This is a genomic window from Actinomadura sp. GTD37, from assembly GCF_041951365.1.
In the GTDB taxonomy this organism is placed as follows: domain Bacteria; phylum Actinomycetota; class Actinomycetes; order Streptosporangiales; family Streptosporangiaceae; genus Spirillospora.
In genome coordinates, this window is record NZ_JBGNUS010000001.1 from 677,226 (window position 1) to 703,602 (window position 26,377).

Consider the following 26,377-nt stretch of genomic DNA (forward strand, 5'->3'; position numbering starts at 1 on the left):
TGCCCGGGGCCGGGTCACGAGCACGGGGCGCCGGCCGTACGCTTGGGGTGAGGGCCGGACGTCCCAGGCCCCGGACGGAGATCGGGAGGCGCTGTGGCGAGCAGCGGGCGCGGCGGGAGGCCGGCGATGTCGGGGCCCAAGGGCTTCGCCCTCGTGATCGGCGGGATGTTCGGGATCCTCCTCGTGCTGTGGGGGCTGGCGGCGCTCGTCGCGCCCTAGTGTGGCGGTCATGCCCACGCTCATCGTGCTCCGTCACGCCAAGGCCGTCGCCGGGTTCGGGACGGCCGACATCGACCGCGTCCTCGCCGACCGCGGGCGCCGCGACGCCGCGGCCGCCGGCGAGTGGCTGCGCGCGAACGGCCTCGTCCCCGGCCGGGTGCTGTGCTCCCCGGCCGCGCGCACCCGGGAGACGCTCGACCTCCTCGCGGTCGACGCCGGGGTGAGCTACGAGCCGGGGATCTACGACAACGACCCCGACGGGCTCCTCGCCCTCGTCGGCGAGACGCCGGACGACGCCGGGACGCTGCTGCTCGTCGGGCACAACCCGTCGGTGCACCAGCTCGTCCACGACCTGACCGGGCAGGCCCCGGACGCCTTCCCGACCTGCGCGCTCGCCGTGGTCGACCTGCCGGACGCGTGGCGCGACGTCCGCCCCGGTGCGGGCACCCTCCGCACCGTCCGCACCCCGAAGGGCTGATCCGCGCCGGGTCAGGGGCGGGGGGCCGCGGCGGTGAGGGACGCCTCGACGACCGTGCCGGCGTCCCGGCGCAGCGACCTGATCGTGTAGCGGGTGCCGGACACCTGGAGCAGCGCCTGGTGCAGCGGCGTGACCTCGTCCCGGTCGACGCCGGCCTTGATCTCGGCGCGGCGCCGCTTGGTGAGCGCGGACAGGTGGGAGTCGAGGTCGGCGAGCTCCTCGTCCAGCTCCTCGACGGGCGGGACGTTCTTCGGGTCGAGGTCCGCCGGCTCCTCCAGCAGGACGGCGGTCTCCTCGAACTCGTCGGCGAGCCGGTCGAGGATCTCGGGGACGGGCCCGGTGTCGACGGCCTCCGCGCGGGACAGCCGGGCCACCGCGATGAGGTGGTCGCGGGTGCGGTGCGCGGCGTCCACGGCGGTGCCCAGCCCGGTGATGAGGTCGAGGTCGGGCAGCCGCTCGTGGCCGAGCCGGGTGCGGGTCTCGGCGACGGCCTCCGCCGCCCGCTCCGCCGCGACGATCGTGTCGTGCGGCAGCCGGACCCGCTCGCCGGCGAGGACGTCCGCCGTCGCCCGGACGAGGTCGGCGTGCGTGCCGAGCAGCCGTTTGAGCTGCACGGGCAGCCGCTCCAGGTGCCCGGCGGGCCACAGCAGCCGGACGGCGAGGTACGCCATGACCGTCCCGGCGAGGGTCAGCCCGATCCGCTCCCCGGCGGTGAGCCAGTCGGCGGGCGTGGAGAAGTCGAGCAGCATCATCGCGAGCGGCGTGCCGAAGAGCGCCCAGTACGCGAAGTTCACCGACCGCAGCGCGAACCCGGCCATCGCGAAGACGAAGGCGATCACGGCGACGGTGAGTTGTCCGGGCGCCAGCGTGAGGACGACGGCGGCGGCGACGGACCCGGCCGCGGTGCCGCCGACGCGCTGCACGAGCCGGTCGACGGTCTCGCCGTAGGTGGCGCGCAGGCTCAGCATCGCGGTGATCGTCATCCAGTGCCCGTGCGAGAGGCCGACGGCGGCGGCGAGCGCCATCGCCACGACCGCCGTCACGTACACCCGCGACACCTGCCGGAACGATGGGGAACGGGTGCGGACGGCGCGCCGGATCCGCTCCCACACCGGCGTCGGGTCGAGGCTGCCGGGCATCCGGGGCGGCCCGATCCCGATCCGCAGGCCGCCCGCGACGATCCGCCGGGTGGAGGCGACCTCGCCGGCGATGCGGTCGATGGAGCGGCGCACCTGCCCGATCAGCGCGACCGCGATGAGGTCCTCGTCGCCGGCGAGCCCGGCGCGCCGGATGTGCTCGGCGGCCCGTCCCATCCGCCGGACGGCCGCGGACTCCTCCCGGCCGAGCGGCGCCCCGCCCGCCGTCGCGACCGCCCCGGCGAGCAGCCGCAACCGCGCGGCGAGCGCCGAGATCGCGGTCTGCGTCTCCAGCCGCCACTCGCGGTCCGGCGGGTAGTTCTTCGCCGCCTCCAGGACGGCCTGGAGCGTCACCGTCTCGTGCAGGACGCGGCCGAGCGCGTCGATGAGCCGTTCGGGGCGGGTCGGGTCGCTGCGGCCGCGTCCCGTCCGGTACAGCCGGTAGGTGGTGCGCGCGGCCGTCAGCGACTCCGACGCGGCGCGCCGCTTCTTCTCCCAGTCCGGCACGCGCGTGACGGCGAGGAGGTCGGGGTTGGTGAGTTCGACGGCCTCCAGCGGCGCGGCGTCGTGCGCGCCCACGTCCTCCGCGACCGCGTCGAGCGCCTCGGCGACGGCGTCGGCGCACTCGCTCAGCGACGCCCGCAGCGGCCGCAGCCGCCGCGCGGGCCACGGCGCCAGCAGCAGCCCGGCGGTGAACAGCCCGCCGATCAGCTCCAGGAGCCCGACGTCCAGCACGTCGGACGGCGGCCGGACGGCGCTCAGCAGCACCGCGAGCCCGGCCGTGGACCCGATCCGCGGCACCGCGACGCCGAGCGCGATCAGCGGCGGCACGACGATCACGGTCGGCCACAGGTGCCCGCTGAGCAGCCCGCCGACGCCCGCCCCGACGGCGACGACCCCGACCCCGATGGTGAGGCTGCGCGCCTGCGCCCCGTAGGGCCCTTCCGGGGCGCGCAGCGCGACCAGGTACGCGCCGAGCGCGATCACCGACCCCTGGCCCGCATGCCCGGTCAGCGCCCCGACGATCAGCGGGACGGCCACCGCGAATGCCGCGACCACCCCGTAGACGGGCGTCGCCTGCCCGTTCGCCTGAACGTACGCCTCCCGCGCACGCTGCAGCACCGCCGGCCCCTCCGCCTTCGCTCGCCCGCCCCGCGGGGATCGCACACCCCGCGCCCCACCCGTACCCCGATGATCACCACCCAAAAGACCCGGGACGCCCACCGCCTCGCTCCGTCGCCGTCGCCGCGCGGGGCCGCTACCGGTTGGCGGAGCGGCTCAGGGCGGAACGGGCGCAGGGCTGCTCGGCCGCGTCCTGCGGAGACGGGGTCGGCAGCCGACCGGACGGGGACCGGGCCGTCAGGGGGCCGCGTCGGCGGCGTCGGCCGCTTCGACCTCTTCGCGGGAGATGCCGAGGAGGAAGACGATCGTGTCGAGGTAGGGGACGTTCACGGCCGTGTCGGCGGCCTCGCGGACGACCGGCTTGGCGTTGTAGGCGATGCCGAGCCCGGCGGCCTGGAGCATGTCGAGGTCGTTCGCGCCGTCGCCGATCGCGACGGTCTGGCTGATCGGGACGCCGGCCTCGCGGGCGAAGTTCTTCAGCGCGGTGGCCTTGCCGGCGCGGTCGATGACGCGGCCGGTGACGCGGCCGGTGAGCTTGCCGCCCGCGATCTCCAGGGTGTTGGCGGCGGAGTAGTCGATGCCGAGGTCGTCGACGAGGGCGTCGGTGACCTGGGTGAAGCCGCCGGAGACGATCGCGAACTTGTAGTCGAGGCGCTTGAGGGTGCGGACCAGGGTGCGGGCGCCGGCGGCGAGGCGGAGCTTGTCGCGGACGTCGTCGATGGCGGCGGCGTCCAGCCCGGCGAGGAGGGCGACGCGTTCGCGCAGGGAGCCCTCGAAGTCGAGCTCGCCGCGCATGGCGGCCTCGGTGACCTTGGCGACCTCGTCGAGGCAGCCGGCGTGCTCGGCGAGCAGCTCGATGACCTCGCCCTGGATGAGGGTGGAGTCGACGTCCATGACGATGAGGCGCTTGGCGCGCCGGCTGAGGCCGCTCTGCTGGACGGCGACGTCGACCTGCTGCTCGGCGGCCTCGGCGGTGAGGGCGGCGCGGAGCGCCTCGGGGTCGGCGCCGGAGACGTCCATCTCGATGCAGGTGACGGGGTTCTGCGCGAGCCGCTCGATGCGGTCGATGTTGGCGCCGTGCGCGGAGATGCGTCCGGAGATGCCGGCCATGGCGGCGGGCTTCAGCGGCGCGCCGAGGACGGTGACGTGGAGGCGCCCGGTGCGTTTCGGCATCCGCCGGTTGCGGCCCGTGGAGAGCTCGATCTCCATGTCGAGGTCGTTCGCGACGTGCTCGGCGGCGTTCCAGACGCGTCCGATGTCGGCGCCCTCGGTGTAGGCGAGCAGGACCCCGAGGACGAGCCGTCCGCGGATGACGACCTGCTCGACGTCCGCGACCGTGAGCGGGAACTCCGAGAGTGTCCGGAACAGACGCGATGTCACCCCGGGGCGATCGCGTCCGGTGAGCGTGATGAGGAGCGTGCGCTGTGCTGACCCGTCCATAACTGCTTCCCACGGTACCGGCCGGGACGTGCGGGACGTGCGCCAGGTCCGCCATGCGAGACGGCTACAAGATCAGGTTGAGGTCGCCGAACTCGTGCCACAGGTACCTCTCGGCCAGGGCGGCGTCGTAGGTGGCGGCGAGCAGATCGGGGCCCGCGAGGGCGGTGAGCATCATCAGGTGAGACGACTTGGGCTCGTGCAGGCCGGTGAGGAGGCCGTCCACGGCCCGGACGCCGTTCTCCGGCGTCACGACGTGCTCCGTCCACCCCGAGGAGGCCCGGACGCGCCCGGAGGGGTCCACGGCCGTCTCCAGGGCCCGCACGGCCGTCGTCCCCACGGCGATCACCCGGCGGCCCTGGGCGCGGACGTGCCCGACGAGCGCCGCCGTCGGCTCCGGGACGCGGTAGCGCTCCGCGTACGGGGGTTCGTGGGCCTCGGGCGACGCGACGCCGGTGTGCAGCGTGATCGGGGCGATCAGGACGCCGTGCGAGACGAGCCGCGTCACGAGTTCGGGCGTGAACGGGCGGGCGGCGCTCGGCATCTCGGCACCGCCCGTGGAGCGGTCGTGCGCGAACGCCGTCTGGTAGGCGGCGGCCGGCCAGTCGCGGCGGACGTACCCGTACCTGATCGGCCTCCCGTGGCGGCGCAGGTAGGGGACGACGTCGGTGCTGAGCCGCGCCCGCCAGAGCCGGTCCGTGTGCCGGTCGACGAGGGTCAGCGTCGCGTCGCCGGGCAGCGGGATCCATTCGCCGGGGCAGCCGCCCGCGTAGGGGCGGCTCGTCTTGCCCGCGAGGCGGCGGAGTTCGACGAGCCACAGCCGGTCGTCCGCGCCGGGCACCGGGGTGGAGAAGTGCACGCTGATCCGGTCGAGCCGGACGGCGGCGGGCAGCGTGGACGAGGTGTTCACGACGAGCAGGTCGCCCGGGTCGAGCAGCGAGGGCAGGTCGCCGAACGAGTGGTGGGAGACCGCGCCGGTCGCGCGCCGGGAGACCAGGAGGCGGACGCCGTCGCGGGTCCGGCCGCGCGCCTCGGGCGGTTCGTGGGCCTCCAGCGAGGGGGGAAGGGTGAATTCGACGGTCATTTCGGGGCCTCCAGCCGGAGAGCGGCGATCACCCCGAGGAGGGCGATCGCGGCGAACAGCGTCCCGGCGACGGCGAGGCCGGTCCCGAGGCGGGCGGTCCCGAAGCCGGCGACGAGGGCGCCCGCGACGCCGACCACGAGGGACGAGCCGAGGGTGTCGCTGATCTGGAGCGCGGACGAGTTGACGCCCTGCTCCTCCTCCGCCGAGTGGTCGAGGAGCAGGACGGAGAGGCTGCCGATGGAGAAGCCCATCCCGGCGCCGCCGATGATCCACGCGGGCGCGGCGAGCCAGCCGGACAGCTGGAGCGCGATGGTGGCGAGGACGATCCCGGCGGTCACCAGCACGGCGCCGAGCAGGGCGTAGAACTCGCGGGGACGCTCGGACCGGCCCTGGATCTGCGACGCCGCCGACCAGCCGAGCGAGCCGGCCATGAGGACGATGCCCGCCTGCGTCGCGCTGAAGTCGTGCAGCTTCGTCAGCGCCAGCGGGATGAACACGTCCGCGCCGAAGAACGCGCCGGAGAGCAGGCCCCGGACGAGGACGACGCTGGGCAGCCCGCGGCGCAGCCGGAGCGTCCCGGCGGGCACGAGCCGCGGCAGCCCGAAGGCCAGGCCGGCGAGGCCCGCGAGCGCGGCGGGCAGCATCGCCCAGCCCGTGCCGCCGAGGCCGTACAGGAGGATTCCGGCGCCCGCCGAGACTGCGACGGCGGCGACGTACCGCGACTTGCCGGGGCCCGGTGCGGCGTCCCCCGGCTCGATGCCGCGCAGCGCGGGCACCAGCAGCAGCGCCGGCGGGATCACCAGCGGGATCAGCCCGAGGAACACCCAGCGCCAGCCGGCGTGCTCGGCGACGACGCCGCCGACCGCCGGGCCGATGAGCGACGGCAGCACCCACGCCGCCGACAGCGCCGCGAACACCCGCGACCGCAGCTCCTCCGGGTACACGCGGGCGATCACGACGTACATCGCGACGAGCGAGACGCCGGTGCCGAGGCCCTGCACGGCGCGGCCCGCGACGAAGAGCCACATGGACGGCGCCGCGCCCGCGACCACCAGCCCGGCGACGAACGTGCCGAGCCCGATCATGAAGGGGCGCACCGGGCCTGACCGGTCGATCCAGCCGCCCGCCAGCACCGTCGACAGCAGGCTCGTGATCAGGGTGGCGCTGAAGCCCCACGCGTACAGCGACAGGCCGTTCAGGTCGCTCGCGACCACCGGCATGACGGTGCCGACGGCCATGCTCTCGAACGCCAGCAGCGTGACGACGAGCACGATCCCGAACGTCGCCCCTCGAAACCCCGCGGTGAGGACGCCTCTCCCCGGATCGGACACCTGTTCATGATCGAGCACGGCGGTCATCGCGCGTCCGCCAGCCCGGCGGCCGTGTACCGGCCGCTCGGGCGGCGGTCGGCGACCAGCCGGCGCAGCGCGGCGGCGGCCTCGGACGGCGGCGGCGCGGCGTCCGCGTCCTCGCCGGCCGCGCGGAGCATGGCGGTGTTCATCTCGCCGGGGTCCGCCCACCAGACGGCCACGTCCGGCTCCTCCGCCGCCAGGACGTTCGACAGCTGCTCCAGCGCCGCCTTGGACGTCCCGTAGCCGCCCCACGTCTCGTAGCCCTCCACGGCCGCGTCCGAGGTGATGTTGAGGATCGCGCCGCGCCGCTCCCGCAGCGTCGGCAGGACCGCCTGGATCAGCGCGAGCGGCGCCAGCACGTTCGTCGCGAGGGTCCGGGCGAGGTCGTCCACCGGAAGCGCGCCGAGCCGGGGCATCGGCGTCGGCCCGAGGGTGCTCGCGTTGTTGACGAGCAGGTCGAGCCCGCCGGACACCGCACGGACGAGGTCGGCCCGGTGCGCGGGATCGGCGACGTCCCCGGCGATCCCCGTCGCGGCGGTCTCGGCCGCGGCCGCCGCCAGCGCGGCGGGGTCGCGGGCGTCGATGACGAGGTTCCAGCCGTCCCGCGCCAGCTCCCGGGCGAGCGCCCGTCCGAGCCCCTGCGAACCGCCTGTGATCAGTGCCGTCTTCATGGCCTCGACGCTAGGGAACGGTGCGGTCCCGGGGCATCGGCCGACCGTTCCCGGGCCGGTCGTCGGATGGTCCTAGGACCCCGGTCCCGGAAGGTCGGATCCGGATAGTCGTCCAGGCTGATTCGGGAAGACCCGCCCAGAGAGTACGGTCTTCACAAGCGGGCCCCGCAGGGCGCGCACAGGGGAGGGCGAGAGGGCGGATGCTGACCGACGACGGGTGCCGCGGCGACCAGGGCGCGACCCTGCACGCCGTCAGCTCCGCCGTGCTCGCGGTGACCCGGCATCTGTCCGTGCACGAGGTGCTGCAGGTGATCGTCCGGGCGGCGGCGCAGCTGCTGGACGCCCGGTACGCCGCGCTCGGCGTCCCCGACGACGAGGGCTCGTTCGCCGAGTTCGTCGTGGCGGGCGTCTCGGAGGAGGAGTGGGAGCGGATCGGCCCGCTGCCCCGCCAGCACGGCATGCTCGCCGCGATGCTGAAGAGCGCCGCGCCGAAGCGGCTCAGCGACATCCGCAAGGAGCCGGAGTTCGAGGGCTGGCCGGTCGCCCATCCCGTCCTGAAGGACTTCCTCGGCGTCCCGATCCGCGACGGCGAGGACGTGCTCGGCATAGTCTTCCTGGCCAACAAGCGGACTCCCGGCGGCTTCACCGAGCACGACGAGGAGCTGCTCGTCCTGTTCGCCGCGCACGCCGCGATCGCCATGGCGAACGCCCGCCTCTACGAGCACAACCGCGAGCTGACGGTCGTCGCGGAGCGCAACCGGCTGGCGCGCGAGCTGCACGACGCCGTCGCGCAGAAGCTGTTCTCGCTGCGGCTGACGGCGCGCGCGGCGTCGGCGCTGGCCGAGCGCGACCCGGCGCGGACCGTCCTGGAGCTGGAGCAGGTCGAGCGGCTCGCCGCGGAGGCGCTCGCGGAGCTGCGCGCCGTGATCTTCGAGCTGCGGCCCGCCGACCTCGCCGACGGCCTGGTCGCGTCGCTGCGCAAGCACGTCGAGGTCCTCGACCGCGCGCACGAGGCGACCGTGCGCATCGCCGCGGACGAGGCCGTCGTCCTGCCGGAGGAGCACGAGGCCGTCGCGTTCCGCATCACCCAGGAGGCGCTCTACAACGCGCTGCGACACGCCCGTGCCGGCCACGTCGAGGTCCGCCTCGGCACGCAGGACGCGTGGGCGGTCCTGGAGGTCGCCGACGACGGGTCCGGTTTCGACGCGTCCGACACCGAGCAGCAGGGCGGGCTCGGGCTCGCCTCCATGCGCGACCGGGCCGACTCCATCGGCGGCGAGCTCACCATCGACGCCGCGCCCGGGAGGGGCACGACCGTCCGGCTGGAGGTGCCGCTGTGACCTCGGAGCCCGGCGCCATCAAGGTCCTCATCGCCGACGACCATCCGGTCGTCCGGCAGGGGCTGCGCACCTTCCTCAGCATCCAGGACGACATCGAGGTCGTCGGCGAGGCCGTGGACGGCGTGTCGGCCGTGACACTGGCCGAATCGCTGGAGCCCGATATCGTGCTCATGGACCTCAAGATGCCGGGCGCCGACGGACTGGCCGCTCTGACGGAGCTGCGGGCTCGTGGGGTGAAGGCGCGGGTCCTGGTCCTCACCAGCGTCACGGAGCGCGGCCACGTGCTGCCCGCCGTGCAGGCGGGTGCGGCCGGGTACCTGTACAAGGACGTCGACCCGCAGGCGCTCGTCCAGGCGATCAGGGCGGTCAACGACGGGCACGTCCTGTTCGCGCCGGACGCCGCGGAGGCGATGCTGCGCGGCGGGCCGGCGGGGCGGGACGACGACCGCGGCCTGGCCGCGCTGACCGAACGGGAACGGGAGGTGCTCGTGCACATCGCGCGAGGCAGGTCCAACCGGGAGATCGCGCGCGCACTCGTGGTGTCCGAGAAGACGGTCAAGACGCACGTCAGTAATCTGCTCATGAAACTGGGAGTCCAGGATCGGACGCAGGCGGCGCTGTACGCGGTCCGGCACGGGGTCGGCACGTCCGGCGCGGCCGGGGAAACCGGGGAATCGGCCGTCCGCTACTGATACAACTCCTCTGACAGGATCGTCATCGAAATTGGTATGAACGTAGCAATCAGGTACGCAGCAGGCAGTGACATCGGGTGCAACCGCGAGAACAACGAGGACTCGGGTTACGCCGGTGCGCGGTTGATCGCGGTCGCGGACGGCATGGGCGGCTATGCGGGCGGCGAGGTCGCCAGCTCGACCGTCATCGGCTCCCTGCGCTCGCTGGACACCGCTGCCCCCAAGGACGATCTTGTTGAGGTGCTGGGCCGCGCGGTGGCCGAGGCCAACGAGAAGCTCCGCATCGTCCGCGAGGAACGTCCCGACCTCAGCCGGATGGGCACCACGCTCACCGCGATGCTCTGGTCCGGCGAGTCCGTCGCGCTGGCGCACGTCGGCGACTCGCGCGGCTATCTGCTGCGCGACGGCGAGCTGTTCCAGATGACGCAGGACCACACCATGGACGAGCTCCTCAAGGCCGAGGCGGAGCAGGCGGGCCAGACCGCCGACCCCGCCGAGACGTCGCGGCTCTCGCACGTCCTCTACCGGGTGCTGGACGGCCGCGAGGACCGCGAGCCCGACCTGCGCCTGCGCGAGGCCCGGCTCGGCGACCGGTACCTGCTGTGCTCGGACGGCCTGAGCGGCCCCGTCGACGCGCAGGCGATCTACGAGGTGGTGTCCGCGGAGGCCGACCCGCAGCGCGCGGTCGACCGGCTGATCGAGATGGCCCGCGAGAACGGCGGGCCCGACAACATCACCGCCGTCATCGCCGACGTCGTCGAGGCCGAGCACTTCCACGGCGGAGAGGGTCCCAGCGTCGTCGGCGCCGCCGCGCAGAGCTGAGCCCCCGGGGCTCCGCGCCGACGATTCATGGAACTCTTAGCGAGAAAGACTGCCCACGTACCTGCCGATTTGTCTTACTCTTGCCCCGGGGTGAAGTCACTGTGCTCTCCGTAACGGTCGTATCGCGGATCGTTGACGGCACTTGACCTACCTCCGGGTGCACCCGATATACGGGTCACTCACCTGTATGTCATCGAGGCGGAGGATTCGTTGGGGGGAGCGCCCGGGGCGGCGGCCACCGGTGCACCGGACGGTGTGCTCGGCGGGCTCGTCAGCCGGACCCTCACCGCAGCGCGGCACGGACCCCTGGGTACTGCGCTGCGCGTTGCGGCGATGGCCGTCGCGGCCATCGGCGCGTCGTGGATCCACCGGCTCAACGACCCCGGCGTGCTCTGTCCCCTACGGGCGCTCACCGGAATCCCGTGTCCCCTGTGCGGTGGCACGACCGTGTTCATCGAGCTCGGCTCGGGCCGTCCCGCCCTCGCCGTCCTCGCGAACCCGGTCGCCCTGACCGGCGCGATCGCCGTCGCCGCCGCACCGCTGGGCCTGGGACGACGGTGGTGGGCACTCCAGCCGAAGACCCGTGCCTGGATGCTCGGCACCGCCCTCGTGGGGTCGGAGCTGTGGCAGCTCGTCCGGTTGGGAATCCTGCGGGTTTGAGCCGGGGGAAATCCTCGGTCAGACTTGCGGAGCCCACCGGGTCCGGCGGGCGTCACATAACCACAGGGTCAATCAATAAGGAGCAAGTGTGGGTAACCCCTACGACCCGTACGGTCAGCAGCCGGGCTACGGGCAGCAGCAGCCCGGGTACGGCCAGCAGCCCCCGGCTCAGCCGGGCTACGGTCAGCAGCCCCCGGCCCAGCCCGGGTACGGCCAGCAGCCGCCGGCGCAGCCCGGGTACGGCCAGCAGCCCCCGGCCCAGCCGGGCTACGGCCAGCAGCCTCCCGCCCAGCCCGGCTACGGCGCCCCCGCGGCGCCCCAGCAGCCCGGGTACGGCCAGGAGGTCCACCACCACCACTACGGCTCGACCGGCCAGCTGGCCGAGTGGGGCTCGCGTGCCGGCGGCTACATCATCGACTACCTGATCTTCGCCGGTCCGGTCTTCGTCCTCTACCTGCTCAGCCTGATGCTGACCAGCTCCGGCAGCGGCGGCGCCGCGGTGCTCGGCCTGCTGTTCATGCTGGTCGGCTTCGCCCTGTCCGTCGCGGGCGGCCTGTGGATCTGCTACCAGGAGGGCACCACCGGCCAGTCCATCGGCAAGCGCCAGATGGGCATCCGCCTCGTCAGCGCGCAGACCGGCCAGCCCATCGGCTTCGGCATGGCGTTCGTCCGCAAGATCGCCCACATCGCCGACAGCTTCCTGTGCTACATCGGCTTCCTCTGGCCGCTGTGGGACGACCGCAAGCAGACCTTCGCCGACAAGATCTGCAACACGATCGTGGTCCGCGCCTGATCGACGACCCACGAGAACGGGGCGTCCCCATCCGGGGGCGCCCCGTTTCGTCATGGCACGTGATCGAACGCGCTGTTGCACGCCGCGACCAGGGCGCGGCGGACGGCGGCGTCGAGCAGCCGCAGGGCCTCGTCGCGGCGCCCCATCTGGTCGGCGCTGAGGCCGCGGTCGTCCATCTGGCGGGCCAGGTCGACGACGAGGGACAGCCGCCCGGCGAGCGCCGCGACGCGGTGGGCGCGCTGCGGGTAGCCGGGGGCGAGCGGGTGGCCGCCGCGGTCCGGGTCGCGCAGGTCGACCAGGGCGTCGGCGATCTCGGGCGGGACGCCGGCGAAGTCGTCCACGGTCAGCAGCGCCTCGGTGGCGTCCCGCATGGCGAGCGTGAGCCGCCGGTCGGCCTCGGCGAGGGACGGGACGTCCGGCAGCCCCGCGGACGCCTCGTGCGGCGTCCAGCGGACGCCGACGTACGACGAGCCGCGCCGGTCCACTGCGGGGACGAGGCCCATCGCCCGCCCGTCCAGGACGGCGATGACGGCGCCGCCCGCCTCGATCGCCGCGCCGTTGAACGCGGGCGGGCCGGACAGCCCGAGCGGGTCGCCGGGCTCGGGCAGCGCCAGCCGCAGCGCCGACAGCCCGCCGACGCGCAGGTCGCCGAGGCCGCGGCGCAGCGTCACCTCGGCGGGCTCGCCGCCGAGGATCTGCGGGCCGGCGTCCTTCTCGACCGCGTCGACCGCCTCGTCCAGGCCGACGTGCCCGGTCAGCCAGGCGTTGCCCCAGGCGACCAGCGCGGTCGCTACGGCCCTGCTCATTCCACCCTGCTCATTCTCTCGGGCTCATACTCCGGGCTCATTCCCTGACACTCGGCAATGGGCATGCGAACCACGATAAGCGCTCGGATCGCCGCTTCCACCGGACGTAAGGGACCTATCGCGGCGGAGGAGTGCCGTGGGGCCGCCGTTTCCACCGGGGATCCGAGGGTCCGCGGCCGCCCCGGATCACATAGGTTCTTTCCTGAGAGCGAGATCACGGGCTACCGGGATTGGGGACGAAGGCACGCGATGGGCGGCGAGGTACTTCAGCTCCGCGGAGTCGGGGTCAGGCGCGGCGGGGCGACCCTGCTGCGCGATGTCACATGGACGGTGGATGAGGGCGACCGGTGGGTCGTCCTCGGCCCCAACGGCGCGGGCAAGACGACGCTGCTCCAGGTCGCGGCCGCGATGCTGCATCCCACCGAGGGCCGGGTCGAGATCCTGGAGGAGGAGATCGGCCGCACCGACGTGTTCGAGCTGCGTCCCCGCATCGGCCTCGCCAGCTCGTCCGTCGCGGAGAAGGTCCCGGCCGACGAGACGGTCATCGACCTGGTGCTGACCGCCTCGTACGCGATCATCGGCCGGTGGCGGGAGGAGTACGACTCGACCGACGTGGGCCGCGCCGTCGCGCTGCTGGAGGCGCTCGGCTGCGCCGACCTGATCCGGCGGACGTTCAGCACGCTGTCGGAGGGCGAGCGCAAGCGCGTCCAGATCGCCCGCGCCCTCATGCCGGACCCCGAGCTCCTGCTGCTGGACGAGCCCGCCGCCGGCCTCGACCTCGGCGGCCGCGAGGACCTCGTCGCCCGCCTCGCCGCCCTGGCGGGCGACCCGGCGGCCCCCACGATGGCGATGGTCACGCACCACGTGGAGGAGGTCCCCGAGGGCTTCACCCACGCGCTGCTCCTGCGCGGGGGCGAGGTCGTCGCGCAGGGCAAGGTGGACGAGGTGTTCACGCCGGACCACCTGTCCGGGACGTTCGGGATCCCCCTGACGATCGACCGCCGGAACGGGCGCTGGTACGCGCGCTCCCTCCGCTGACCTCAGCGTCCGTTGGGACCGGTCCACGACCCCACGTGCAGGACGAACAGCGGCATTACCTAGCATCGTGGGGCGATTGCGAACTGGTGCGACCGGAGTGGGTGGGCCTTGGACGTCCTTGACGCGACCGCGGTGCTCGCCGCCGGGGTCGCCGCCGGCGGCATCAACGCCATCGTCGGCTCCGGCTCCCTGATCACCTTCCCGACGCTGGTGGCGCTCGGGTACCCGCCGGTCATGGCGAACGTCTCCAACAACGTGGGCCTGGTGTCGGGCAACATCAGCGGCGCGTACGGGTACCGCCGCGAGCTGCGCGGCCAGGGCCGCCGGCTGCTGCGGCTCGGCAGCGCCTCGCTGCTCGGCGCGATCGCGGGCGGCCTGCTGCTGCTGACGCTGCCGGCCGAGGCGTTCGACATCATCGTGCCGGTCCTCATCCTGATCGCGCTGGTGCTGGTGGTCGTCCAGCCCCGGATGCAGGCGTGGCTCAAGGCGCGCCGGGAGGCGGACGCGGCGCACCGGCCGGACGGCGGCGCCCTGCTGTGGCTGGGCGTGCTGGGCACCGGCGTGTACGGCGGCTACTTCGGCGCGGCGCAGGGCATCGTGCTCATCGCCCTGCTGGGGATCGCGCTGGACGACGATCTCCAGGTCCTGAACGGCGTCAAGAACGCGATGGCGGCGATCGTCAACGGCACGGCCGCGCTGCTGTTCACGGTGATGTGGGTGCTCGGCCGGACGGAGATCAGCTGGCAGGCGGTGGTGCTGATCGCGGTCGGCTCCACGGCGGGCGGGCTGCTCGGCGCGCGGCTCGGCCGCCGCATCCCGCCGCTGGTGCTGCGCGGCGTGATCGTGACCGTCGGGCTGGTCGCGATCGTCCAGCTGCTGACCAACTGACCGCGGCCTGCTGACCGACTGGCCAGGGCGCGACTGACCTGCGTCTTCCGGGTGTTCTGAGGGTTGCCGGGGCCGGTTTCGGGGTATAACTCGAACATAAGTTCGAACAACCGGAGGCGGCCGATGAAGGGCGACTGGGTCGAGATCGTGGTGGACGTCGGCGGCACGGACACCAGGACGTACGAGGTGACCGCGACCCGCGCCGGCCGCCGGGTGGAGATCGGCAACCGGCGCGGCGTGATCGAGGTCAGCGAGGTGACCCGCACCGGCACCGCGGTGCGGACCGCCCGCTTCATGTCCAATCGGGTGCTGGCCCTGGTCGAGCACCCCGTGTCCGACGAGCGGGGCGGGCGTCCGGACGACGGGCAGGGCTAGACAGGCAGGGTCGGACGGGCAGGGCTAGAGGGGCAGGGTTGGACGGGCAGGGTCAGCGGAAGTCGGCCTTGCGGATCCGGCAGTGGACGCCCTTGACCCCGTCCACCACCTGGCTGATCTCGAAGTCGGCGGCGGCGCTGAGGTAGGCGAGGGCGGTGTGCCGGGGCATGCCCTGGGTCGCCGACAGGAACCCGACGGCGGCGCGGACGGCCCGGCGCACGGCCTCGTCCAGGTCCTCGTGCAGGCCGAGCGGCAGCCAGTGCGCGCCCGTCTCGGCGAACGGCTCGCCGAGCGCGCCGAGGAGCGCGGCCGCCTCCGCGCGCGGGATCACGGTCAGCCGCAGCGTCGCGCGCAGCGGCGCCTCCAGGGCGGTGAGCGCGACCTCCCCGTTCCCTTGGGCGTAGTGCGGGTCGCCGGTGTAGAAGGACGCGCCGGGGACCTGCACGGGCAGGTAGAGGGACGAGCCGGCCTGGAGTTCGTTGATGTCCAGGTTGCCGCCGAAGTCGCCGGGCGGCACCGAGTGGGCGGGCTCGGCGGTGTCGGTCGCCACGCCCATCAGCCCGAGGAACGGTGCGAGGGGGAAGCGCGCGGCGCGTCCGTTCCCGTACGGGAGCAGCCCGAACTGGCGCCCGTTCTCCTCGACGACCTCGGTGAACTCGCACACGCTGTTGTAGGCGCGCGCACCGCCGTCCCGCGGGGGGCCGCTGTCGGGCTCGGTCTCGGGGAACTCGCCGGGCAGCGCGCCGTACCCGTGCCGGCTGCTGATGAAGCCGTAGGGGGCGCGCGGCAGCAGGCTCAGCGTCTCGACGCGCAGCATGTCGCCGGGCTCGGCGCCGACCACCTCGATGGGGCCGGTGACGACGTGCGGCCCGTCCTCGTCGTAGTCGTGCCGGACGCCGGACGCGGCGAGCGCGCGGGCGTCGGCGAGCACCCGCTCGGCGGGCACGCCGAATCCCGCGAGGTAGGCGGCGGGGTCGCGGCCCTGGTCCTCCAGGATGCCCTCGTGGCTGAGCGTGTCGACGGTGACGGTGTCGCCGGAGGCGATCCGCAGCACCGGGGGCCGGTCCCGGTTGGGGAGCCGGCCCCACAGGCACGTGTCGGGGGTGGTCGGGAGGTAGTGCGCGCCGTCGATGCGGCCTTCCTTCGGCTGAAGCATGACCGCATGCTCGCGAGCCGGTGGTGCGCCCCCGTTCCGGGACCGTTAACCGCAGGTAACAGATGCACCATACGAGATGGCGTCTCGCATAAGCGTTACAAATCGAGCACCAGGCGGGACGAGGCGCAGCGTCCGACGCAGATCATCATCGTGCGGCCCGCGGCCCGCTCCTCGTCGGTGAGCAGCGAGTCGCGGTGCTCGGGCTCGCCCGCGAGGACGCGGGTCTCGCACGCGCCGCAGTAGCCCTTCTCGCAGTCGTACGACAGCCCCGGCACCGCCTCGCGGATCACCTCGATCATCCGCCGGTCGGCGGGGACCCGCAGCGTCCGGCCCGTCCGGGCGAGGTGGACGTCGAACTCGGTGTTGAGCGCCGGGTCGAACGCCACCTCCAGCGCGTCGTCGCCGGTGAACCGCTCGACGTGCAGCCGGGGCCGGATGCCCAGCTCGTCGCAGGCGGCCTCGGCCGCGGCGATCATCGGGGCGGGGCCGCAGCAGTAGATCGCGGCGTCCGGGTCGGCCTGCTCCGCCAGGACGGCCTTCAGATCGGGGACGCCGGTCTCGTCCTGCGGCAGCAGGCGCAGCCGGTCGCCCGCGAGCGCGGACAGCTCGTCCCGGAAGGCCATCGAGGCACGGGTGCGGCCGCCGTAGACGACCTCGAAGGCGGCGCCCCGCCGGGCGACCTCGCGCACCATCGCCAGGATGGGGGTGACGCCGATCCCGCCCGCCAGGAACAGGTAGGAGTCCGCGTCCACCAGCGGGAAGTGGTTGCGCGGGCCGCGGACGCCGAACGTGGCGCCGGCCCGCGCGAGCGCGTGCACCTCGGCCGAGCCGCCGCGTCCGTCCGGTTCCCGCAGGACGGCCACGCGGTAGGAGCCGTCCGCCGGGTCCCCGCACAGCGAGTACTGCCGGACGCGTCCGGACGGCAGCCGCAGCTCAAGGTGCGCGCCGGGCTCCCACGCGGGCGTCTCGCTGCCGCCGGCGGGCGCCAGCGTCAGGGCGAGGACGTCGTCGGCGGCCTCCTCGGCGCGGGTCACGGTCAGCTCGTAGGGCGCGCCGGTCGCGACGGACGCCACCGCGGCGCCGTCGCCGCGCGGGCCGGGGGTGAAGACGGCCGGGATCGCGTCCCAGCCCTTCTGGTTGCCGCTGGTCGGGTAGCCGACGAGGCCGTCCTCCAGCACCCGGAAGTCCGGCAGCCGGGTCAGCACCTGCGTGATCATCTCGCGGAACATGGCGCGGGCGAGATGCGCGCCCGCGCAGCGGTGCGAGCCGATGCCGAAGCTGAGGTGCCGGGACGCGTCGCGGTCGAGCCGGACCTCCGCCGGGTCGGGGAACACGGCCGGGTCGTGGTTGGCCGCCACCCAGGGGACGAGGACGCGCTCGCCCGCCGCGACGGGGCAGCCGCCGACCTCGGTGTCGGCGAGCGCCGTCCGGGCCATCGACTGGGACGGCGCGAACGCGCGCAGGAACTCCTCGGTGGCCCGCTCCAGCAGGTCGGGCGACTCGATGAGGCGCCGCCGCTGCTCCGGGTTGCGGCTCAGGTGGACGAGCACCGACCCCGTCAGCGAGGTCGTGGTGTCGACGCCGCCCGCGATGAGCAGCCCGATCACCGAGACGAGGTCGTCCTCGGCGAACGGCTCGCCGGCCGCGTCCCGCGCGGTGGCGAGCGCGCTCACCGCGTCCTGCGCCGCCTCGGCGCGGCGGTCGCGGATCAGCTCGCGGATGCGCTGCTCCATGTGGGCGAGGCCCTGGGCGCCGCGCATCGCCCGCTCGCTGCCCGCGGGGGCGGCGAAGATGTCGTGGATCGGCCCGGCCAGCCGCGCCCAGTCCTCCTCGGGGAAGCCCAGCCAGTCGAGGGTGACGGCGGCGGGCACCGGGTTGGTCAGGTCGCGGACGAAGTCGGCGGACCCGTGCTCGATGAACGCGTCCACGGCGCGGGCGGCGTGCCGGGCGATCATCGGCCGCAGCCGGTCGACCGCCGCCGGGGTGAGCAGCGGGTTGATCAGGTCGCGGTAGCCGGTGGAGCGGGGCGGGTCCAGCTCGATCGGGTACTGCTCCAGGCCCGGCCCGCTCGGGATGACGATGGCGACGCCGTCCACGCCGGTGGGGGCGCGGGAGGAGGAGAAGGCGTCGTCGTCGCGGGCGATCCGGGACACGTCGGCGTACCGCGTCGTGTAGACGAACCCGCCGTGCGCGGACGTGCGGCCGACCGGACAGGACTCCCGGTACGCGGCGTAGTAGCCGACCGGGTCGGCGGTGCATTCGGCCGAGTGGTGGTCGAAGGGTGACATGTGCGCGGCTCCTGATGCGCGGGGTTCGCGCGGTGTTGCCCAGCCGCGCCACTGGGGTTCCGGAGGTCAGAAGGTGAGGACGGCCTTGCCGGCCGTGCCGTGCCGGGCGGCCTCGACGGCCTCGCCGATCCGCTCGAACGGGAAGTGCGTGACGATCTCCTGCACCGGGAACCGGCCCGCCGCGTGCAGGGCGAGCAGTTCGGGCACGAAGACCCGCGGCACGGCGCCGCCGCCGATGATGCCGGTGATCGTCCGGCCGTTCAGCACGCTGCGCCAGTCGAAGGTCATCTCCTCGCTCGGCCCGACGCCGATCACGCCGCAGGTGCCGAGCGGGCCGAGCGTCTCCACGGCGGTGCGGAGGACGTCGGCGCGGCCGGTGGTGTCGACGGCGAAGTCGAAGCCGTCCGGCGCGATCGAGGCCAGTTCCCCGGCGGCGCCGGCGCCGCCGGCCACGCCGTGGGTGGCGCCGAGGGAGCGGGCCGTGGCGAGCCGTTCGGCGTTGAGGTCGACGACGGCGACGGTGGTGCAGCCGCTGAGCACGGCCGCGAGGACCGCCGAGACGCCGACGGCGCCGGCGCCGAAGATCGCGATGGACGAGCCGGGCCCGGGTCGCAGCACGTTCAGCACGCCGCCCGCGCCGGTCTGGAAGCCGCAGCCGAAGGGCCCGGCGAGCGCGAGGTCGGCGTCCTCGGCGATCGGCACCACGGCCCGCGCGGGGGCGACGACGTGGTCGGCGAACGACGACTGGCCGAGGAAGTGGGCGTTGATCTCGGTACCGTCCATCGAGACGGCCGAGGTACCGTCGGGTCTCCGTCCGCTGAAATTGAGCGCGTCGAACCGCGTGCAGTAGCCGGGGGAGCCGGTCAGGCAGGGCCGGCAGTGCCCGCACGAGGTGAACGACAGCGCCACGTGGTCGCCGGGCGCGATCCCGGCGACCTGGTCGCCGACCCGCTCGACGATTCCCGCGCCCTCGTGCCCGAACACGGCCGGGGCCTCGAAGAACGTCGCGAACTCCAGGTCGGTGGCGCAGATGCCGACCGCGCTCAGCCGGACGAGGACCTCGTCCGGGCGGGGCGGGCCGAGTTCGACGTCCCGGAGGACGAAGGGCTCACCAGGCCGGTCCAGGACGGCGGCGGTGACGCGCATGAGAATTCCCCCAGGACATTTCACAGAAAGATACGGCATCTTGACATGCGGGATAGGTGCGGTCAAGGATTCCGGCATGTCCCCACTTGAAATCCCGGTCTCCCGGCAGCTCATCGACGGTGCGTGGATCCCCGCCGCGGACGGCGCCGTCCTCCCGGTGCTCGACCCCGCGAACGGCCGTCCCCTCCAGGAGATCGCGCGCGGGGGCGCGGCGGACGTCGACCGGGCCGTCGCGGCGGCCCGCCGCGCGTTCCCCGGCTGGGCCGCGACCTCGGCGTCCGAGCGCGGCGCGCTGCTCGGCCGCTGGGCCGCACTGATCATGGAGCGGGTCGAGGAGCTGGCCCGGTTCGAGGCGCGGGACGTGGGCAAGCCGCTGTCCGGCGGACGGCTGAACACCTACATCACGCACGGCATCGTCGAGTACTTCGCGGGCGCCGCCGACAAGCTCACCGGCGTCACGCTGCCCACCCGCACCCCGGACTACCTGGGCTTCACGATCCCCGAGCCGTACGGGGTGTGCGCGGTCGCGATCCCGTGGAACGTGCCGATGCTGCTGACCGCGGCCAACGTCGCGCCCGCGCTCGCGGCCGGCAACACCGTCGTGCTCAAGCCGTCCGAGATCGCGCCGCTCGGGCCGATGGCGCTGGCCGAGCTGGCGCGCGAGGCCGGGTTCCCGCCCGGCGTCCTCAACGTGGTCACCGGCCTCGGCACGGAGGCGGGCGTCGCGCTCACCGCGCACCCGGGCGTCGACCACATCAGCTTCGTCGGCTCCACCGCCACCGGCCGCGCGGTGATGCGCGCGGCGGCGGCCAACCTGGTGCCGGTCAAGCTGGAGCTCGGCGGCAAGTCGCCGAACGTGGTGTTCGCGGACGCCGACCTCGACGCCGCCATCCCCGCGATCGTCGCCTCCATCACCGAGAACGCGGGCCAGAACTGCTACGCGGGCTCGCGCCTGCTGGTGGAGGAGGCGGTCCGCGCGGAGGTGACCGAGCGCCTGGTGGCGGGCATGCGCGCCGTGCGGCCCGGCACCTGGGACCAGGACCTCGACATGGGGCCGCTGGTCAGCGGGCTCCAGTACGAGCGGGTGCTCGGCTTCCTGGAGGAGGCGCCCCGCGAGGGCGCCCGCGTGCTGACCGGCGGCGTGAAGGGAGAGGTCCCGGACGGCGGGTGGTTCGTGGCGCCGACCGTCCTGGACGGTGTGGAGCCCGGCATGCGCGTCGTCCGGGAGGAGGTCTTCGGGCCGGTCCTGACGATCCAGGGCTTCACCGGCACGGCGGAGGCGGTCCGGCTGATGAACGACACCGACTTCGGCCTGCTGGCGTGCGTGTGGACCGACGACGTGTCGCGGGCGCTGCGCGTGGCCAAGGACGTCCGCTCCGGGCAGGTCGCGGTGAACCAGTTCCACGACGCGGGCGTGATCGGGTTCCCGTTCAACATGCAGAAGGACAGCGGGTTCAGCGCGGGCGGCGGCTACGCGGCGCTGCGCGAGTACACGCAGGAGAAGGCCGTGGCGGTCCGGTTGCTGGACCGCTGAGCCGGACGGCGCCCTGACGTGCGGGCGGACGTAACCGGGAGTTTGCACAGAAGTGTTGACAGGCCCACGGCGCGAGGTTCAGAGTTGCCTCACATTGCGAGTCGATGGTCCGCAATGCGAGATGAGTTTGACGGCGGATTCGGCCGGAGGTCCTGGTGAGAGCACTGGTCCAGACTGCGTTCGGTGGCCCGGAGGTGGTGTCGCTGCGACGCGTCCCCGACCCGGTCCCCGGCCCTTCGGACGTGCTCGTCCGGGTGCGCGCCTGCGCGCTCAACCGACTGGACGTCCTGCAGCGGCGCGGCCCGGCCGTGCTGCCCGGCTTCCGCCTCCCGCACATCGCCGGGATGGACGTCGCCGGGCACATCGAGGCGGTCGGAGCCGAGGTGTCCGGCACAAAGACGGTCGGCACTGAGGTGTCCGGCACCGAGGCGTCCGGGCAGGCGGGCGGGCTCGCGACCGGTGACCGTGTGGTCATCGACCCGACGCTCGGCTGCGGCGCGTGCCCGCGGTGCGCCGCCGGGGACCCCGGCCACTGCGCCTCCGTCCGCGTCGTCGGCGGCAACATCGCCGGCGGGTTCGCCGAGTACGTGGCGGTGCCCGCGCGGCTCGTCCACCGCGTCCCCGCGCACGTCGGGCTGGCCGAGGCGGCCGCGCTGCCCTCGGCCTGGAGCACCGCCTGGCACGCCACGCTGACCGTCGGCGAGGTGACCGCCGGGGAGACCGTGCTGGTGCAGGCCGCCGCGAGCGCGGTCAGCATCGCCGCCGTCCAGCTCGCCAAGCGCGCCGGGGCCCGGGTCGTCGCGGTCGCGGGCAGCGACGCCAAGCTCGCGCTCGCCGGCGACCTCGGCGCCGACCTGCTGCTGCGCAACGACGCCGACGTCCCGGCGGCCGTGCGCCGCTTCACCGGCGGCGAGGGCGCCGACGCCGCGCTCGACCACGTCGGCGCGGCCACCTGGCGGGCCTCGATGGACTGCCTGCGCCCCGGCGGCCGGCTCGTGACGTTCGGCAACACCACCGGAGACGAGGTCACGATCTCCCTCGCGGGCGTCTACCACCGCGGGCTCCGCCTCCTCGGGTCCGGCGCCTACACCGAGGCCGACTTCGCCGCGATGCTCGCCGCCTACTACGGCGGCGGCCTGCGGGTCGTCCGGAGGGCCGAGTACGGGCTGGACGAGCTGCCCGCCGCGTTCGCCGCCGCCGAGTCGCGCGCGGCCATCGGCAAGGTCCTGGTCCGCCCGTGACGGCCCCCCTCCTGGTCACCGGCGGCACGGTGGTGACGATGGCGCCGGACCGCGCGGTCCTCACCGGCGCGACCGTCGCGGTCGAGGACGGACGCGTCGCCGCCGTCGGCGCGTACGAGACGCTCCGCGCGGCGCGCCCCGAAGCCGCCGAGCTGGACGCGGCCGGCTGCGTGGTCGTCCCCGGCCTGGTCAACGCGCACCAGCACTGCACCGTCGACCCGCTGATCCGCAGCGTGATCCCGGACGACATCGACGCCCAGGAGGCGATCTTCGGCTGGGCGGTGCCGCTGCACGGCCTGGTCACCGGCGACGACGACGAGCTGTCGGCGTCCCTCACCGCGGCCGAGTCGCTGCTGCGCGGCGTCACGACCGTCCTGGAGCCGGGCACCGTCGCCCACCCCGGCCGGGTCGCCGCCGGGCTGGCCGCCGCCGGGATCCGGGGCCGCGTCGGCGGCTGGGGCTGGGACGCCCCGGACGTCCCCTACTCCCTGCCCGCCGCCGAGGCGCTGGCCCGGCAGGAGGAGATCGTCCGCAGCCTGCCCGCGGACGGCCCGGTCACCGGCTGGATCACCCTGGTCGGCCACGACCTCGTGAGCGACGAGCTGTTCACCGGCGCCGCCGACCTCGCCGAGCGCCTCGGCACGACGATGACCTGGCACATGTCGCCCGGTCCCGGCGACGCCGAGTCGTACCTGCGCCGCACCGGCGCCCGCCCCCTCGTCCACCTGCGCCGGCTCGGCGTGCTCGGGCCGCGCCTGCTGCTCGGCCACGCGGTGTGGCTCGACGACGCCGAGGTGGACGCCGTCCTGGAGACGGGCACGGCGGTGGCGTCCTGCCCCGGCGCGTACCTGCGGCTCGGCCAGGGCTACACGCGGGCCGGACGGCACGGCGAACTGGTCGGGCGCGGCGGCCGCGTCGCGCTCGGCTGCGACGCCCACAACGCCGGCGACGCGCCCGACGTGCTGCGCGCCGCCGGGCTGCTGGCCGGCCTGGAGAACGACCGCGGCGCCTGGCCGCTGCGCGCCGACGAGGCGTTCGCGCTGGCCACCCGCGCCGGCGCCGAGGCGGTCGGCCTCGGCGACCTGATCGGCTCGATCGAGGTCGGCAAGGCCGCCGACCTCGTCGTCCTCGACGCCCGCGACCTCGCCTGGGCCCCGCCCGGCGACCTCGCGGCGCACCTGGTGTGGGGCGCCCCGAGCCACACCGTCCGCGACGTCGTCGTCGCCGGGCGGGTCGTGGTGCGGGACCGCCTGCTCACCACCCTCGACACCGGCGCGCTGCGCCGGGAGGCGGAGTCGCGGTCGGGCGCGCTGCTGCGCGCGGCCGGCCTCGACGTTCCCCGCCGCTGGCCGGTGCTCCCCGCGGACGCCCCGCGGGACACCGGCGACCACGGCTCCCGCCCACTCGCACGTTCCACCGTCCGATCGAAAGGACCCTGTGGTGAAGAACCGTAAATCGGTACGGATCGCGGGCGCGGCATTCGCATGCGCCACCCTGTTCGCGCTGGCCGGCTGCGCCGAGTCCGACGCCACCGCGAACAAGAGCACCGGCGGTGGCGGAGCCGGCGGCGCGCTGCCCGGTGAGCCCGACGTGAACGGCGACGGCAAGGTCGTCATCGGCGTGCTCAGCCCCGGCGACATCAACGACAACGGCTACTACGAGAGCTTCGTGTCGGGTGCCGAGGCGTTCGCCAAGCAGAAGGGCTGGACGGTCATCAAGCGCGGCAGCGTCCCGGAGACCGAGGCGCTGAGCGCGGCCCGCGCGCTGTGCCAGCAGAAGGTCGACATGGTCGCGCTCGGCGCGTCCGAGCTGAAGGACGCCATCCCCGCCTCGGAGGAGGCGGTCTGCCAGAAGACCGCCTGGTACGTCCCGAGCTCCGGCAACGTCGAGCAGACCCCCAAGATCATGCTGTCGACCGACGACCCCGCGCAGAGCATCCTGTCCGCCGGGTACGCGACCGGTGTCCTGATGCAGGCGCGCGGCACCAAGAAGGCCGCGTTCGTCGCCGGCATGGAGCTCGACTTCAACATCAACGCCTCCAAGGCGTTCAAGGCGGGCATCCGCTCGGTCATCCCGGACGCGACCGTCACCACGACCTACGCCGGCGACCAGGACGACGCCGCCAAGGCCAAGGAGGCCGTGCAGGCGCAGATCGACCAGGGCGTCGGGGCGGTCTACCCCTACCTCGGCGGGTCCACGGACGCCGCCACGAAGCTCGCCAACACCAAGAAGCTCATCACGCTGACCCCGGGCACCGACCGGTGCGCCTCCACCGACCCGAAGTTCGACCTCTCGGTGCTGTTCAGCCCCGGTGACTACTTCACCGAGGCGCTCAAGCTGTTCGCCGACGGGAAGCTGGAGATGGGCGTCCAGAAGGTGTGGACGATCGGCAAGGACCCGTTCCCCACCGTCAAGCTCTGCGGCGACGACGCCGCGGCCAAGCAGAAGATCGACACGTTCATGAAGGACCTCGCGAGCGGGAAGATCGACGCCGCCGCGGAAGTGGAGAGGCTCGGCAAGTGACGACCGACCGGGGCGAGGCCGGCGGCCGGGCACGGGCGCCGGCGCTGGAGCTGCGCGGCATCGGCAAGAGCTACGGGCGGGTCGCGGCCTGCGACGCGGTGGACCTGACCGTCCACCGCGGCGAGATCCACGGGCTGCTCGGCGAGAACGGCGCGGGCAAGTCCACCCTGATGAAGATCCTGCTCGGGCTCGTCCGGCGGGACGCCGGGACGATCCACCACGACGGCCGCCCGGTGGACGTCGCGGGGCCGCAGGAGGCCATCGCGCTCGGCATCGGCATGGTGCACCAGCACTTCAGCCTCGTCGGACCGCTGACGGTCTGGGAGAACATCACCCTCGGCGACACCGGCAGGGTCGACCGCGCGCGGGCCTGCGCGCAGGTCGAGGAGGTCGGCGCCCGGTACGGGCTGCCGATCGACCCCCTCGCCCCGGTGTCGCGGCTGTCGGCCGGGGAGCGGCAGCGGGTCGAGCTGATCAAGTGCCTGCGCCGCGACCCGTCCGTCCTCGTCCTGGACGAGCCCACGTCGGTGCTCACCCAGGCCGAGTCGGCGGAGCTGTTCGGCGTGCTGCGCGAGGTCGTCGCCGGGGAGGACCGCGCGGTGGTCCTGATCAGCCACAAGCTGGCGGAGATCACCGCGGCCACCGACCGGGTGACCGTGCTGCGCCGGGGCCGCGTCGCGTTCCACAGCGCGACCGCGGACACGAGTGCGCAGGAGCTGGCCCGGCAGATGGTCGGCCGGGACGTGTCGCTGCGCGCCGAGGCCGCCGCCCTCGGCATGCTCCCGGTCGAACGCCGGAACAAGCCGGAGGAGCAGCGGCCGGAGCCGGACGCCGCACCGGCGCTGCGCCTGTCGGGCCTCACCGTCCGCGCCGAGGGCGTCGCCCTGCTCGACGACTTCAGCCTGGAGGTCGCGCCCGGCGAGATCGTCGGCCTGTACGGGGTGGAGGGCAACGGGCAGGCGACGCTGGGCGACGTGCTGTCCGGCCTGGTCGAGCCGTCCGCCGGGACGGTCGAGATCGGCGGCGTGCGGATCGACCCGGCCAGGCCGGGCGCGCTGCACAAGGCGGGCCTCGGCATCGTCCCGGAGGACCGGCACGCGTCCGGCGTCGTCCTCGACATGAGCGTCGCCGACAACCTGGTGATGAAGTCGCTGGGCGGCGTCAGCGGCCGGTTCCTGGTCGACCGGCGCAGGACCCACGAGCTGGCGCGCCGGCTGGCGGCCGAGTTCAACATCATCACCTCGTCGCTGGACGCGCCCGTCCGCAGCCTGTCGGGCGGCAACCAGCAGCGGGTGGTGCTCGCCCGGGAGATGTCGGCGGACCCGTCGGTGCTGGTCGCCGCGCAGCCCACGCACGGCCTCGACGTCGGCGCCATCGAGGACATGTACCTGCGGCTGCGCAAGGCCGCGTCCGGCGGGGTCGCGGTCCTGCTGATCAGCACCGAGCTGGAGGAGGTCATGGCGCTGTCCTCCCGGATCGCGGTGATCTCCCGGGGCCGCGTCGCCGGCGTGCTGCCCACGGCCGAGGCCAGCTCCGAACGGCTCGGCATGCTGCTCGGCGGTGTGGCCGCGTGAGG

24 protein-coding genes are annotated in these 26,377 nt (G+C 74.1%); 15 read left to right on the forward strand and 9 right to left on the reverse strand.

What is annotated here, in order from left to right; translation table 11 throughout:
- Positions 1-93: 93 nt before the first annotated feature.
- On the forward strand, positions 94-219 hold the full coding sequence (locus ACA511_RS03275) for a hypothetical protein (protein ID WP_375022510.1): 126 nt from the start codon (positions 94-96) through the stop codon (positions 217-219).
- 10 nt (positions 220-229) lie between these two features.
- Complete coding sequence (locus ACA511_RS03280) at positions 230-697, forward strand: histidine phosphatase family protein (protein ID WP_375022511.1); 468 nt, start codon at positions 230-232, stop codon at positions 695-697.
- 11 nt (positions 698-708) lie between these two features.
- Here the strand turns inward: ACA511_RS03280 and ACA511_RS03285 are convergent, their stop codons facing one another.
- The 5 genes from ACA511_RS03285 to ACA511_RS03305 all read right to left on the reverse strand — a co-directional run bounded on the left by ACA511_RS03285 (position 709) and on the right by ACA511_RS03305 (position 7,499).
- Entirely contained in the window at positions 709-2,955 is a 2,247-nt protein-coding gene (locus ACA511_RS03285) for an FUSC family protein (protein ID WP_375022512.1), read from the reverse strand.
- A gap of 237 nt (positions 2,956-3,192) precedes the next feature.
- Positions 3,193-4,395: a phosphoserine phosphatase SerB gene (gene serB, locus ACA511_RS03290; protein WP_375022514.1), complete on the reverse strand. Its 1,203-nt coding sequence runs from the start codon at positions 4,393-4,395 to the stop codon at positions 3,193-3,195.
- Between the two features lie 64 nt (positions 4,396-4,459).
- Positions 4,460-5,476, reverse strand: a complete 1,017-nt coding sequence (locus tag ACA511_RS03295) for an S-adenosylmethionine:tRNA ribosyltransferase-isomerase (RefSeq protein ID WP_375022515.1) — start codon at positions 5,474-5,476, stop codon at positions 4,460-4,462.
- Entirely contained in the window at positions 5,473-6,807 is a 1,335-nt protein-coding gene (locus ACA511_RS03300) for an MFS transporter (RefSeq protein WP_375022516.1), read from the reverse strand. Before ACA511_RS03300 ends, ACA511_RS03295 begins: the two co-directional genes overlap by 4 nt.
- 23 nt (positions 6,808-6,830) lie before the next feature.
- Complete coding sequence (locus ACA511_RS03305; protein ID WP_375022517.1) at positions 6,831-7,499, reverse strand: SDR family NAD(P)-dependent oxidoreductase; 669 nt, start codon at positions 7,497-7,499, stop codon at positions 6,831-6,833.
- Positions 7,500-7,699: 200 nt separating this feature from the next.
- Here ACA511_RS03305 and ACA511_RS03310 point away from each other — a divergent pair, with 200 nt between their 5' ends.
- The 5 genes from ACA511_RS03310 (at position 7,700) to ACA511_RS03330 (ending at position 11,806) form a co-directional block, all read left to right on the forward strand.
- Entirely contained in the window at positions 7,700-8,839 is a 1,140-nt protein-coding gene (locus ACA511_RS03310) for a GAF domain-containing sensor histidine kinase (protein ID WP_375022518.1), read from the forward strand.
- Positions 8,836-9,531, forward strand: coding sequence for a response regulator (locus ACA511_RS03315; protein ID WP_375022519.1), 696 nt, complete (start codon positions 8,836-8,838; stop codon positions 9,529-9,531). The genes ACA511_RS03310 and ACA511_RS03315 overlap by 4 nt, the downstream gene beginning before the upstream one ends.
- Positions 9,532-9,567: 36 nt before the next feature.
- On the forward strand, positions 9,568-10,353 hold the full coding sequence (locus tag ACA511_RS03320; protein WP_375022520.1) for a PP2C family protein-serine/threonine phosphatase: 786 nt from the start codon (positions 9,568-9,570) through the stop codon (positions 10,351-10,353).
- A gap of 333 nt (positions 10,354-10,686) precedes the next feature.
- Complete coding sequence (locus tag ACA511_RS03325; protein WP_375022521.1) at positions 10,687-11,013, forward strand: DUF2752 domain-containing protein; 327 nt, start codon at positions 10,687-10,689, stop codon at positions 11,011-11,013.
- Between the two features lie 88 nt (positions 11,014-11,101).
- The gene (locus ACA511_RS03330) at positions 11,102-11,806 is read left to right on the forward strand and encodes an RDD family protein (RefSeq protein WP_375022522.1); all 705 of its coding nucleotides are present in this window, start codon (positions 11,102-11,104) and stop codon (positions 11,804-11,806) included.
- A gap of 50 nt (positions 11,807-11,856) precedes the next feature.
- Here ACA511_RS03330 and ACA511_RS03335 read toward each other — a convergent pair whose 3' ends face one another.
- Positions 11,857-12,612 carry a hypothetical protein gene (locus ACA511_RS03335; RefSeq protein WP_375022524.1) on the reverse strand — a complete coding sequence of 252 codons (756 nt, stop codon included), beginning with the start codon at positions 12,610-12,612 and terminating at the stop codon, positions 11,857-11,859.
- A gap of 249 nt (positions 12,613-12,861) precedes the next feature.
- Between ACA511_RS03335 and ACA511_RS03340 the strand changes: the two genes are divergently transcribed.
- The 3 genes from ACA511_RS03340 to ACA511_RS03350 all read left to right on the forward strand — a co-directional run bounded on the left by ACA511_RS03340 (position 12,862) and on the right by ACA511_RS03350 (position 14,913).
- The gene (locus tag ACA511_RS03340; protein WP_375022525.1) at positions 12,862-13,650 is read left to right on the forward strand and encodes an ABC transporter ATP-binding protein; all 789 of its coding nucleotides are present in this window, start codon (positions 12,862-12,864) and stop codon (positions 13,648-13,650) included.
- Between the two features lie 108 nt (positions 13,651-13,758).
- A complete protein-coding gene (locus ACA511_RS03345) occupies positions 13,759-14,538 on the forward strand; it encodes a sulfite exporter TauE/SafE family protein (protein ID WP_375022526.1) in 780 nt (259 codons plus the stop codon).
- A 123-nt stretch (positions 14,539-14,661) separates the two neighbouring features.
- Positions 14,662-14,913 (forward strand): hypothetical protein, encoded by a 252-nt coding sequence (locus tag ACA511_RS03350; RefSeq protein WP_375022527.1) that lies wholly within the window; start codon positions 14,662-14,664, stop codon positions 14,911-14,913.
- A 52-nt stretch (positions 14,914-14,965) separates the two neighbouring features.
- On the opposite strand, the gene ACA511_RS03355 is transcribed toward ACA511_RS03350, so the two are convergent.
- The 3 genes from ACA511_RS03355 to ACA511_RS03365 all read right to left on the reverse strand — a co-directional run bounded on the left by ACA511_RS03355 (position 14,966) and on the right by ACA511_RS03365 (position 19,503).
- Positions 14,966-16,069, reverse strand: coding sequence for an acetamidase/formamidase family protein (locus ACA511_RS03355; RefSeq protein ID WP_375022528.1), 1,104 nt, complete (start codon positions 16,067-16,069; stop codon positions 14,966-14,968).
- Between the two features lie 95 nt (positions 16,070-16,164).
- Entirely contained in the window at positions 16,165-18,357 is a 2,193-nt protein-coding gene (locus ACA511_RS03360) for a cytochrome P450 (protein WP_375022529.1), read from the reverse strand.
- Between the two features lie 66 nt (positions 18,358-18,423).
- Positions 18,424-19,503, reverse strand: a complete 1,080-nt coding sequence (locus ACA511_RS03365) for an NAD(P)-dependent alcohol dehydrogenase (protein ID WP_375022530.1) — start codon at positions 19,501-19,503, stop codon at positions 18,424-18,426.
- 76 nt (positions 19,504-19,579) lie between these two features.
- Between ACA511_RS03365 and ACA511_RS03370 the strand changes: the two genes are divergently transcribed.
- The 5 genes from ACA511_RS03370 (at position 19,580) to ACA511_RS03390 (ending at position 26,375) form a co-directional block, all read left to right on the forward strand.
- Positions 19,580-21,037 carry an aldehyde dehydrogenase family protein gene (locus ACA511_RS03370; RefSeq protein ID WP_375022531.1) on the forward strand — a complete coding sequence of 486 codons (1,458 nt, stop codon included), beginning with the start codon at positions 19,580-19,582 and terminating at the stop codon, positions 21,035-21,037.
- Positions 21,038-21,192: 155 nt separating this feature from the next.
- The gene (locus ACA511_RS03375; protein WP_375022532.1) at positions 21,193-22,278 is read left to right on the forward strand and encodes a zinc-binding dehydrogenase; all 1,086 of its coding nucleotides are present in this window, start codon (positions 21,193-21,195) and stop codon (positions 22,276-22,278) included.
- Positions 22,275-23,732, forward strand: a complete 1,458-nt coding sequence (locus ACA511_RS03380) for an amidohydrolase family protein (RefSeq protein ID WP_375022533.1) — start codon at positions 22,275-22,277, stop codon at positions 23,730-23,732. Before ACA511_RS03375 ends, ACA511_RS03380 begins: the two co-directional genes overlap by 4 nt.
- On the forward strand, positions 23,719-24,801 hold the full coding sequence (locus ACA511_RS03385; protein ID WP_375022534.1) for a BMP family ABC transporter substrate-binding protein: 1,083 nt from the start codon (positions 23,719-23,721) through the stop codon (positions 24,799-24,801). The genes ACA511_RS03380 and ACA511_RS03385 overlap by 14 nt, the downstream gene beginning before the upstream one ends.
- On the forward strand, positions 24,798-26,375 hold the full coding sequence (locus tag ACA511_RS03390; protein ID WP_375022535.1) for an ABC transporter ATP-binding protein: 1,578 nt from the start codon (positions 24,798-24,800) through the stop codon (positions 26,373-26,375). Before ACA511_RS03385 ends, ACA511_RS03390 begins: the two co-directional genes overlap by 4 nt.
- The last annotated feature ends 2 nt before the right edge of the window (positions 26,376-26,377 follow it).